General features: G+C 65.2%; 9 protein-coding genes. 3 read left to right on the top strand and 6 right to left on the bottom strand.

Going from position 1 to position 10,071, the window contains the following annotated elements; all coding sequences use genetic code 11:
* Nucleotides 1–33: 33 nt before the first annotated feature.
* From AKN84_RS38800 to AKN84_RS38790, 3 genes are all read right to left on the bottom strand, one after another.
* Nucleotides 34–594, bottom strand: a complete 561-nt coding sequence (locus AKN84_RS38800) for a GNAT family N-acetyltransferase (protein WP_050425662.1) — start codon at nt 592–594, stop codon at nt 34–36.
* Nucleotides 595–612: 18 nt separating this feature from the next.
* On the bottom strand, nt 613–2,970 hold the full coding sequence (locus tag AKN84_RS38795) for an Orn/Lys/Arg family decarboxylase (protein ID WP_050425661.1): 2,358 nt from the start codon (nt 2,968–2,970) through the stop codon (nt 613–615).
* Between the two features lie 317 nt (nt 2,971–3,287).
* Nucleotides 3,288–3,908, bottom strand: coding sequence for a tetratricopeptide repeat protein (locus AKN84_RS38790; protein WP_050425660.1), 621 nt, complete (start codon nt 3,906–3,908; stop codon nt 3,288–3,290).
* A 218-nt stretch (nt 3,909–4,126) separates the two neighbouring features.
* On the opposite strand from AKN84_RS38790, the gene AKN84_RS38785 reads away from it, so the two are divergent.
* Nucleotides 4,127–4,513 (top strand): ester cyclase, encoded by a 387-nt coding sequence (locus AKN84_RS38785; RefSeq protein WP_050425659.1) that lies wholly within the window; start codon nt 4,127–4,129, stop codon nt 4,511–4,513.
* Nucleotides 4,514–4,546: 33 nt separating this feature from the next.
* Here the strand turns inward: AKN84_RS38785 and AKN84_RS38780 are convergent, their stop codons facing one another.
* Both AKN84_RS38780 and AKN84_RS38775 read right to left on the bottom strand, forming a co-directional pair.
* Nucleotides 4,547–6,280, bottom strand: coding sequence for an adenylate/guanylate cyclase domain-containing protein (locus AKN84_RS38780; RefSeq protein ID WP_050425658.1), 1,734 nt, complete (start codon nt 6,278–6,280; stop codon nt 4,547–4,549).
* Between the two features lie 129 nt (nt 6,281–6,409).
* Complete coding sequence (locus AKN84_RS38775) at nt 6,410–6,964, bottom strand: PAS domain-containing protein (RefSeq protein ID WP_050425657.1); 555 nt, start codon at nt 6,962–6,964, stop codon at nt 6,410–6,412.
* 490 nt (nt 6,965–7,454) lie between these two features.
* Between AKN84_RS38775 and AKN84_RS38770 the strand changes: the two genes are divergently transcribed.
* Together AKN84_RS38770 and AKN84_RS38765 are read left to right on the top strand one after the other, a co-directional pair.
* The gene (locus AKN84_RS38770) at nt 7,455–8,252 is read left to right on the top strand and encodes a rhomboid family intramembrane serine protease (protein ID WP_050425665.1); all 798 of its coding nucleotides are present in this window, start codon (nt 7,455–7,457) and stop codon (nt 8,250–8,252) included.
* A 188-nt stretch (nt 8,253–8,440) separates the two neighbouring features.
* Nucleotides 8,441–8,869: a CBS domain-containing protein gene (locus tag AKN84_RS38765; protein WP_050425656.1), complete on the top strand. Its 429-nt coding sequence runs from the start codon at nt 8,441–8,443 to the stop codon at nt 8,867–8,869.
* A 3-nt stretch (nt 8,870–8,872) separates the two neighbouring features.
* On the opposite strand, the gene AKN84_RS38760 is transcribed toward AKN84_RS38765, so the two are convergent.
* Entirely contained in the window at nt 8,873–9,922 is a 1,050-nt protein-coding gene (locus tag AKN84_RS38760; RefSeq protein WP_050425655.1) for a patatin-like phospholipase family protein, read from the bottom strand.
* Nucleotides 9,923–10,071: the final 149 nt, after the last annotated feature.

The following is a 10,071-nucleotide window of genomic DNA, read 5'->3' as shown; positions in this document are numbered from 1 at the left end:
CGCCAGGACGACGAATGGGAGGAGCCGGGCCCATCACCGCCGCGACAGCGGCGCGGGCGGGGGCGGGGCGGTGGCGCCGGCGGCGAGCGAGCGCTGCACCATCACGGTGTCGGACCAGCGGCCATAGCGATAGGCGACACCAGGCAAATGCCCGACGCGGGCAAAGCCGAAGCGGTCGTGCAGCGCGAGCGAGGCGGCGTTGTCGCTGTCGATGTAGCCGATCATCTGGCGGAAGCCGGCCGCGGCGCAGGTGTCGACCAATTCCTGCAGCAGCTTGCCGCCGACGCCCTTGCCGGTGAAGCGGTGGTGAATGTAGATCGAGTGCTTCACCGTGTAGCGGTACGCCGGACGCTTGCGGAACTGGACCACATAGGCGTAGCCGACCACCTCGCCGTCGCACACCGCGACCAGATGCGGCAGGCGGGTGCTGCGCAGGTTCTTGCGGCGGTCGCGCAGATCGTCGGGCTCCGGCGTGCCGCTATCATCCACGCTCTCCTCGATGCCGTGGCGGATGTGATAGCGGTAGATCGACAGCATCGCATCGACATCGCTGTCACGGGACGGACGGACAGTGATCTTCTGATCATTCTCCATTGCGTGTAGACCGTTCACTTATTCGGAGACCACATAGGTGTAGAAGCGGACGCGGCCCGCATCGTCGATCTCCTTATAGATGCCTTGCACCTCGACCTCGAAGCCCGGGAATGCGTTGAAGCTCGCCTCGAACATCTTGAGATAGTCGATCATCGGCTTGCTGCGTTCCGACAGCCGCTCGCCCGGCACGATGGTTGCGATGCCGGGCGGGTAGACCACGAATGGCGTCGCGGCGACGCGGCCGAAGATCTGGTCGATCGGCAGATAGTCGACGTCGTTGCGGATCAGGTATTGCGCGGCCTGGCGCGGCGACATCGCGATCTCGGGGAGATGTTCGGGGAGGAATTGCCTGGCCTGCAGCGTGCTGACACCGCCGTCGCGGAAGAAGCGATGCATGTCGCCGCAGAGGTCGCGCAGCCGCACCCCGCTGTAGCGTTGCGGGCGGCGGCGGAAGAATTCGGGGATGACGTCCTCGATCAGCGCGTTGTCGTCGTGCAGCTTCTTGAAGGCGACGAGCCCGGAGACCAGCGTGCCGGCCTTGCTGGCCTCGACGCCGGGCGTCAGCAGGAAGAGCAGGGAGTTGAGGTCGTTCTTCTCGGCGACGATCTGGTTCTCGCGCAGATATTGCGCCACGACCGGCGCGGGGATGCCGTGATCGGCATAGGCGCCGGTGGCGTGATCGAAGCCCGGCGTCAGCAGTGTGAGCTTGTTCGGGTCGGTCATCGCGAAGCCTTCCGTCAACTCGGGGAAGCCGTGCCAGGTCTCGCCCGGGCTGAGCTGCCAGTAGGACGGATTGGTCGCGAGCTGATCGGTCGAGATGGTCTCCCAGGCCACATTGTGCACGCCGCCTTCGCGGGCGACGTCGGGGATCTTCACCCGGTCCGGCACGAACGGCTCGAAGAACCAGCGTCGCTCGGCCCGCGTCTCCTTCTCCTCGAACTCCCGCTTCACCGCGCGGATCTTCTTGCGCAGCTCGATGCCGAGCCGGATCGTATCGTCCCACAGCACTTCGCCGGAGCGGCCCTTCATCATCTGCGCGCCGACGTCGAGCGAGGCGAAGATCGGATAGAACGGCGAGGTCGAGGCGTGCTGCATGAAGCTTTCGTTGAAGCGGCGGTGCTCGACCCGGCGCTTCTGGCCCTTGATGTGGCGGTCGCGGATGTGGATCTGCGAGGCCTGCGAGAAGCTCGCGAGCTGCTTGTGGGTCGACTGGGTGGCGATGATGCCGGGCGCCTCGGGGCCGAGATTGGCGAGCCCCATCGCGAACCGCCCAGCATAGATCGGGTGGAATTTCATGAAGCCGGCCCAGGCCTCGTCGAACAGGATGTAGTCGCAGAGATGGCCGATCCGCTTCAGGATCATCTCGGCGGAGTGGATGGTGCCGTCATAGGTGCACTGCTCGACCACAGCGACGCGGAACGGGCGCTCCTTCTTCCAGGCGTTCTCGTCCTTGACCAGCGGATGCTTGCGGATGTGGTCGCGCAGCGTGCCCTCGTCGAGCAGGTCCCAGCGCATCGGGCCGATCAGGCCCCAGGCGTTGCGCACGGTCGGCACATAGACCGGGATGCCGCCGCCGATCAGCAGCGCGCCGTGATGCGCGGCCTTGTGGTTGTTGCGGTCGAACAGCACGAGGTCGCCGTCGGTGACGAGCGAGCCGAGCGCGACCTTGTTCGAGGTCGAGGTGCCGTTGAGCACGAAATAGGTTTTTTCGGCGCCGAAGATCTTCGCCGCTTCCTTCTGCGCCCGCAGCGCCGGCCCCTCATGGGTGAGGAGGTCGCCGAGGTCGAGCACGGAGTTGTCGAGGTCGTCGCGGAACACGGCTTCGCCGAGATGCTCGACGAACACCCGGCCGATCGGGCTGCGGCTGTAGAACACGCCGCCATTGTGGCCCGGGCAGGTCCAGAGCTGGTTGCCTTCCTCGGCATAATCGACCAGTGCCCCGAAGAAGGGGGTCTTCAGGTTCTCGGCGTACTGCTTGAGCCTGGAGATCAGATTCTTGGCGATGAAAGGCGGAGTTTCCTCGGACAGGAACACGTAGCCGTCGATGAAATCCAGCACCTCGACCGGCAGGTCCTCGAATCGCTTGCGGCGAATCAACAGGATGATCGGGAAGTCGAGGCCGCGCCGGCGCATCAAATTGATCAGCGCCGCGGTCTTGCCTTCGAGACCCTTCTTGCCCCAGTCGACCACCATGCAGCCGATCGCGGCGTCGGTCTGTACCGCGATCTCGGCATCTTCCAGCTTGCGGGCGCGGACCACCTCGAAGCCGGAGCGCTCGATTTCGGTGATGATCTGGTTGAATCTGATGCCTTCGAGGTCGTCGGCCTCGAAAACCGGCGCCGCGAACAGGAAGTTGAAGCGTTTGAAATAGTCCATGCGTGTCCCCGAACTGTGCTGGCGCTGACGTGTCGGCACTATTCATGACAAACAGATGACAATGGGGATAGCAGGATATCGAATTGGATCTGGAGTGTCGCCCCTCAGGGCGAGGCCTGAACCCGCGCAGGCGGTGTCGTGCCGACCGCCGGCGGCAGGAGGTCCGCAGGCCAGCTGGCCGCCACGATTGCGGATAGATGCGCAGGCCGTTGCGGGTCGTCACGGGATCGGCGGTCGCGGCGAATGTCGCAGCATGCGAGCGACAGGTGCGTGACCAGCTGTCCGCCACCTTTCGCGCATGCAGGCGACCTACTCGTTCAATAGACGAGACTTGTCCCCGGCGGCTTCTCGAGCGCGGCTGCCAGCGAGCGATATTCCTCGCAAGTCGTGCCGCAGATTTCGGCGATCCGGCTCAGATGATACTGGGCGGCATCGCGGTTGCCCTGTTCGATCTGCCAGAGGCCGTAATAGTTCCACGTCAGCACGTGGTTCGGATCGGCCTTCAGCGCACGCTCGTACCAGACCTGCGACTGCTTGTAGTCGCCGAGCTTGCGATAGGAGTAGCCGATCAGATTGGCGACGTTGGGCTGATCGTCGTTGCCGAGCGCGTGCAACTGATCGATGGCGGCGGCGTAGTCGTTACGCTCGTAGATCGTTGCATAGGCTGCGCGATAGCCGTCACGGAATGCCGGATCGTCGAAGCTGGATTGCTTGGCGGGTCTTTTCTTCTGCGTGGTCCGCTTGCCCTTCTCCTGAGGGTAGGACGGCGGGGCGGGGGTGCTGTAGCTCGACCCATAGAGCTCTCCGCCGCCTGCTCCTCCGCCGCCACCGCCGCCGCCGCCGCCGCCGGCAGCACGGGCGGTCTGCAGTGGGAACAGGATGATCGGCGCTGTCAGAAATGCCGCAAGCATTGCGAGCTTCGTCGGTGACTTGATCATGCGCACCTCCCGATTCGACGTGGACCGTCATTGGTCTGAAGCACTAACTCTCGATCGCAGGAGACATTCCGCGCGTTCTGAAAAATATCTGTCGATGCGGCAATCGCACTGTCGCTTCCGGACGTTGCACTTGCGGGCTGCTTTGTTCGCGCGATCCGACGATGGAGCTGAAACTAACATCGGTGTTAGAATCTGACGCGCAGCGACAAGGACGATTGATGATGCAGACGGACCTTGCCGAGATCTACCGGAACTACATTGCCTGTCTGAACCGGCAGGATTGGTCGCAGCTTGGCCAATTCGTCGGCGACGACGTGTCCCACAACGGCCGGCGGCTCGGGCTGTCAGGCTATCGCGAGATGCTGGAGCAGGATTTTCGCGACATCCCGGACCTTCGATTCAACATCGCGCTGCTGGTGTCGGATGCGTCCCATGTTGCGTGCCGGCTGGCGTTCGACTGTTCGCCGAAGGGAAGGTTTCTCGGACTCGACGTCGACGGCAGGCGCGTCTCGTTCAGCGAGAACGTGTTCTACCAATTCCGTGACGGCAAGATCGTGGAGGTCTGGTCAGTGATCGACAAGACGGCGATCGAGGCTCAGTTGTGAATGGGCTCCCCGTGCTGACGCCGGCGAGTAACTCTACTTGGACTCAAGGTGCCACGCACCGTCCCAATCGGCTGCTGGCGGATTCTGCCGGAAACTCATGACCCGTGCCTTCAGCGCGGCCGATGGTCCATCGTTCGGCACAATTGCGAGCGCGGCGGCGAAGGCCAGTTCGGCGTCGTCCCAGCGGCGCTCGCGATAGGCGGCGAGACCGTCCGCGTAGTGCTGCCGTAGTTCGGTCTGCGCCGGCGACAGCTCGTCCTTCTTGCCGATGATCTCGAACACGGCGACCGGCTGGCTCTGGCCGACGGCGACGAGACGATCGATCTCGCGCAGCTCGATGGTGGCGGCGCAGGCCGCGGCGGTCGCCTCCGAGATCAGGCTGCGGCTGCCGTAGAACTTGTTGGCGCCTTCCAGCCGCGAGGCGAGGTTCACGGTGTCGCCGAGCACGGTGTAACTCATCATGAATTCGGAGCCGATGCTGCCGACCAGCGCCTCGCCGGTGGCGATGCCGATCCTGATGTCGCAGTCGGCCGGGATCGCGCGCACGCCGAGCAGCTCGGGCAGATCCCTGCGCAGCTGGTTGACCTGGCCGACCATGTCGATGGCGGCAAGTGCGGCGAGGTGGGTCTGCTCGGCTTCCTCAACGAAGGGGGCGCCCCAATAGGCCATGATGGCATCGCCGATATATTTGTCGATGATGCCGCGATGCGCATGGACCGGCGCCGACATCGTCGACAGATAGAGGTTCATGATCTTGACGAGGCCGCGCGGCGTGACGCCTTCGCTCAGGCTGGTGAAGCCCTTCATGTCGCAGAACATCACCGTCATGATGCGGCGCTGGCCTTCGGTGGCGGCGACCGCCGGCTGCTCGAGCAGGCCCTCGGCGATCCGCGGATTGATGTAGCGGCCGAAGGTCTCGCGGATGCGCTGGTTGTGGCGCAGCGTCTCGATCATGCGGTTGAAGGCCGCCGACAGCTGGCCGATCTCGTCCTGGGTCGTGATCGCGATGGTACCGTCGAGACGGCCGGCCTCGACCTCGCGGGTGCCCTCGAGCAGGCGCATCACCGGGCGGGTGATGCCGCTGCCGACCAGCATCGCGAACACGAAGCCGAGGATCGCGGCTATCGCAGTCACGACGCCCGAGATGATGATCGCGCGCTGCTGCGCGCCCGTCACCTTCGCAGCGGCCGAGGCGACCTGCGCCAGCATGTCGGCTCGGATACCTTCGATCCTGTTGCTGAAGTCGTCGCGCAACGCGTCGGCGCGGAGTGTGGTCTGCCGGGCGGCCGCAAAGTCCTTCGCGTCGAGCTGCTCGAGCAGCGTCTTGTTCTCTGCGTTCAGGCGCATCAGGAGGTCGTTGACGGCATTGTCGATGCGGTCGTCGAGACGTCCGAGCGCGGCATTGTCGGAGGGGGTCGAGCGATCGGCGATGATCGCGTCGATCAGCACGCGCGCGGCATCGGCCTCGCGCTTGATCGCCGGCTCGATCTCGTCGAAGCTCTTGCGCGCCGTCGCATAGCCGCTGTCTTCGCCCGGCCCCTGCATCTTGGCCATCATCATCCGGCGCATCGCCAGGGACCGCTCGAGCGCGCGGATGTTGACGCGGGCGAGATGGCCGTAGGCGGGGATGTAGCGGTTGGTGAGCTCGTCCAGGAGATGGCCGACCTGGCCCGCCATCACCATGGACAGCAGCGAGGTGATCACCGCGAGGACGATCAGTCCCGCGGCAATGCCGACGATCTTCTGCCTGATCGAATTCCGAAACATGCCGAGCCCCGCGGCAACTGCAATAAGCGGGTCACCCCCGCCGTGGCGGCGCACCAGCTAATAGAGTTCCGCGGCCCGCTGTGCAAGCGACCGGTTCCTGCCATCCCGTCGCCAAGCAGGCGTCAGGGGCTAGCGCAGGCCTTCGTAGACCATCAGGCCGCGCGCGATCGCGAGCTTGCGCAGAGCGCGCGGCACGAACCGCTCCTGGGGATGCAGGTAACGCCACGAGGTCAGGACGAGGTCGTGCAGCCGGGTGACGTCGTCCTCGAACGGGGCGAGCAGGCCGGTCAGGCTCGCCGGCATATGGACGCGGGCGGTGAAGGGCAGCAGCAGCAGTTCAAGATGCGCCTTGGACCCGGTTTCGGTCGTCGCGGTGATGCCGGCGATGGCCGGCAGGGTCTCTTCGACGACGCAGGTGATGATGTCCTCGATCTCGCCGCGGCTCTCGCCGGTGAACAGGGCGGAAAAGCTGCGGTTCTTGAGGTCGCAGCCGAGCAGGGCGGAGGTACGGGTGCCGGCAACGCGGAACGGGAAGCGGGTCTCGCCGTCGTAGGACAGCACGAAGATGTCGGACAGCAGCTCGCGCACCGCGGACGGCTCGAACTCACTCCGGTCGGGTGCACGCGCGGTGCCGCGCTTCGCATTCCAATAGGCGAAGAATTCGCGGCTGGAGCTGTGTTTCATCTAAAGAACCTTGCCCGGCGCCTGGCTCGGCGGGACACTTCTGTCCCGGTTTTGCTCAGGCGCCTTCCCTTCTCTGTTGTGCAGGGAAGGCTGTGCAGCGTCCATGCCGCGGCCGCGGTTTGGGCGGCTTATCGGCAGCTTTGTGTTGTTAACGTAAATTTAACTATGTCCTTGGCGTCCCAGGAACCCCAACGTAGGGTCCGCGCGTTCCCGTTCGCCGGCTGCCCCAAGCGCCGGCGTGGTTGGTACACAGGTGGCGTCAAACAGTTTGGTCATCGTGCGGGGAGGGGTGGGGATGTTCTCCCGATCCTTCTGGGGCACGACAAGACCAACCGATCAAGGAGGACGTTCTCAGCGTCCTCCTTTTTTCTTTTCGCCAGGTATCGGGTCCCGGACGCGAGAGCTGTCCGATTTCGGGATTGTGCACTTGCACAGGGGTGTGAAAGCCGCCTATCTCTGCTTCACAGCCGCTTTCGAGGTCGCCGACCCCTTGGACTCCCATCCCGAATCCCCGCTCGAGCCGCCGCCGGAGGCGCCGCGCGAGCCGATCCTGACCTTGCCGCCGGCGCTCACCGCCTACATCCTCCTGATCGCGGTGATCCATCTGCGGGTGCTGCTGCCGCCGGAGATGGAGAACTGGACCATCGACGTCTTCGGCTTCATCCCGAAACGCTACGATACGACGCTGCTCGACATCACCTTCCCGGGCGGCGAGGGCGCCAAGGTCTGGACCTTCGTCACCTATTCGCTGCTGCACGCCAACCTCACCCATATCGGCTTCAACGTGCTGTGGCTGCTGCCGTTCGGCAGCGCGCTGGCCCGGCGCTTCGGCGCCGTGCGCTTCTTCGTCTTCATGGCGGTGACGGCGGCCGCCGGTGCGCTCGCGCATCTGTTGACCCATGAGCACGCGATCGCGCCGATGATCGGCGCATCGGCCTCGGTATCGGGGACGATGGCAGCGGCGATCCGCTTCGCCTTCGTGAAGGGCAGCTTCCTGTCGTTCAGTCGCGGCGATGCCGAGGCGGCCGCCAAGGTGCCCGCGCTGTCGCTGTGGCGGGCGCTGCGCAACGGACGGGTGCTCGCGTTCCTGGCGATCTGGTTCGGCGTCAACATCCTGTTCGGCGCCACCTCGCTGTCGCTCGGCGGGGAGGAGGCGAGCGTCGCCTGGCAGGCGCATATCGGCGGCTTCCTCGCCGGGCTGTTGCTGTTCTCGCTGTTCGACCCGATCCCGCGCGCGCGAGACGATGCTGCAGATGCGTCATCGGCGGATCAGTCGAGCCGCGTCTGATCGCCGCTTGCGGCTCGGTTCGAATTCCTCCATCATCTTTGCGACGCAGAACAAAGCGGGCCGACAAGTCGAGCCCAGCTACCGACCGCGCCCCGGAACCGAAATCGGCGCGGAACTGTTGATTGAAGACTCTGGCGAACAGGCGCGGCCCGCTCAAGCGGGGCGCGGACGGATTCAGGGAGACGACAATGACGGTACGTTCCATTCTCGATGCAAAGGGCCATCAGGTCATGAGCGTCGCGCCCGGCGCGAAGCTCTCGGCTGCGGTCAAGCTGCTCGGCGAGCGCAAGATCGGCGCCGTGCTGGTGATGGAGCAGGGCCGGATGGAAGGCATCCTGTCGGAGCGCGACATCGTGCGCGTGCTCTCGGAGCGCGGCGCGGGCGTGCTGGACGAGCCGGTGAGTGCGGTCATGACCAGGAAGGTCGTGAGCTGCCGGGAGTCCGATACTGTCAGCGGCCTGATGGAGATGATGACGACAGGCAAATTCCGCCATCTCCCTGTTGTCGAGGACGGCAAGGTGGTCGGGCTGATCTCGATCGGCGACGTCGTCAAGCGCCGCGTGCAGGAATATGAGCTCGAGCAGGAAGCGCTGCGCGACTACATCAAGACCGCCTGAACGCTATTTCCCGCTGGTGCCCACGCCGCTGGACGGCGGCACCAGGATCTCGATCGCTTCCTCGATCGCGCTGATGGAGCGCTCAGCCGCGCGGATGCCGTGTGCGATCAGGTCGTCGGCGCGGTGGAAGTCGAACCAGCCGATCTGGCCGACGCGCGGCGAGATCAGCATATCGGGCGGATCACCGGCGAGGCGCGCACGTGTGATGCGGTCCTGCATAATGTTGAAGGCGTCGACCATGACGCTGGAGATGCCGGGCCGGCTGGCGCTGCCGAAAAACTCCCGCTTCACGGTCCGTTCGGCGGAGAAGAAGCGGCCAAACCGGCGCTTCGGCGGTTCCGGCTCGATCTCTGCGTCGGCAGTCACCGCGACCGTCACCTCGGGTGCGGGGGCCGTGGCGCCGTGATTATAGATCGTGGTCGAGTGCGCGAACACGTCGCTGGAGAGGTTCGCCGCAATGACGATCTCGGCGCCCAGCGCGCGGGCGGCCGAAACCGGCACCGGATTGACCAGCGCGCCGTCGACCAGCCAGCGGTCGCCGATCAGCACCGGCGCGAAGATGCCGGGCAGGGCGTAGGAGGCGCGCATGGCGTCGACCACGCGGCCTTGGGTTATCCAGATCTCGTGCCCGGTGCGAACTTCGGTTGCGACGCTGGCGAACTTGACCGCGAGGTCCTCGATGTTGGACTGCCCCAGCGCCGCCTCGATCTCGGCGGCGAGCTTGGTGCCGCCGATCAGGCCGGAGCCGTTGAGACGGATGTCGAGGTAGCCGAGCACGCTGCGCGGCTGCAGGCTGCGGGCCCATTGCTCCAGCGTGTCGATATGGCCGGCCGCATAGGCGCCGCCGACCACCGAGCCGATCGAGGTGCCGACCACGACGTTGGGGACGATGCCATGGGCGAGCAGGGTCTTGATGATGCCGATATGGGCAAAGCCGCGCGCCGCGCCGCCGCCGAGCGCAAGCCCGATCACGGGCCGGCGAACCGTTCCCAGTCCCACCTTGTCGGGGCCGTCGGAGCTCTTGTGGCCACGGCCCATCCAGCTATCCAACACGACAAATCTCCTGCCAGCGCGAGACTAGGCTGCGCGACACAACTGCGCCAGCGTCGTCCGTCTTCATGGTTATCCCTACAGGCACGATTCATGCCCCGGGTGGACCGCGGTAGGCAGGGAATGTGACTGGACCGCGACGATAGGGCTAA

Origin of the sequence: Bradyrhizobium tropiciagri (assembly GCF_001189845.1) — a bacterium.
In the GTDB taxonomy this organism is placed as follows: Bacteria; Pseudomonadota; Alphaproteobacteria; order Rhizobiales; family Xanthobacteraceae; genus Bradyrhizobium; species Bradyrhizobium tropiciagri.
Note: the sequence above shows the minus strand (reverse complement) of the source record. Positions and strands in the feature narration are given on the sequence as shown.